Annotated in this window: 2 protein-coding genes; both read right to left on the bottom strand. The window is 54.2% G+C overall.

Annotated features, from left to right (window positions below; translation table 11 throughout):
* Positions 1 to 280: hypothetical protein (locus tag A3754_RS00565; protein WP_156496639.1), on the bottom strand; the 280-nt coding region annotated here is incomplete at its 3' end.
* A 63-nt stretch (positions 281 to 343) separates the two neighbouring features.
* Positions 344 to 754, bottom strand: coding sequence for a GFA family protein (locus tag A3754_RS00570; protein WP_063518561.1), 411 nt, complete (start codon positions 752 to 754; stop codon positions 344 to 346).
* Position 755 lies beyond the last annotated feature (1 nt).

Here is a 755-nt window from a genome sequence, read left to right on the forward strand (position 1 = left end):
ACGCCAGGCAGATATATCCCAGCGCGGCGACAACCCCGGCAGGCTGAAAAATAGCGGCCATGATCGCCGCCGGCCGCGTCCACTGATACCGATCCAGAACAAAGACAATTACCCCGAGGGCAATGCACAATGCAGCAGGTATCTTGAGTTCAGGAGACGGGCCAGAAACAGTAGTGATGTTATTGCTCGACACGGACAGCCCAATATCGGCAACCCAAAACATCACGCCGAGAAAAACGTCCAGAGTGGCGACAGCCCTGACCATCCAAACGTTGATCATCCTGCACCTTTTTTAAACAAGAACGCCGCCACTTCACGGCTAAAAATTTTCAACCCAGCACGCTTACGGCTGCCTGTCGAAGGTTTTCACCCCTTCCGGAATCTTGAACCAATCCTGCTTTTCGCTGATCCAGATATGCGCCTGGGGCTCAAGAATGCTGGTATCCGCCAGATTGGCTGGTTTGAGTTTGATACTGTCTGGCTCATCCGGGTTAACGTGGTAAATGCGATTGCCGCAGGTGGGACAGAACATTGCCGCACTGGTATTGCCACTGTCCGCAGTACGCAGCCATTCGCGCATTTCACCATGAAACACAATGTCTTGGGCGCGTACAACAGCGGTAAGGCTGAATGCACTGGTGGACAGCTTCTGGCACGCCTTGCAGTGGCAGGCCAGTACTTTCTGGGGTTCAGCCAATAACTGGTAGGTCACCGCACCGCACTGGCAAGCACCGTCGATTGGATAGGTCGCCATC

It is taken from the genome of Alcanivorax sp. HI0083, from assembly GCF_001635175.1.

Bases quoted from the DNA above. Each gene is read 5' to 3' on its own strand.
- A3754_RS00570 (WP_063518561.1), bottom strand. From the start codon at position 754: ATGGCGACCTATCCAATCGACGGTGCTTGCCAGTGCGGTGCGGTGACC.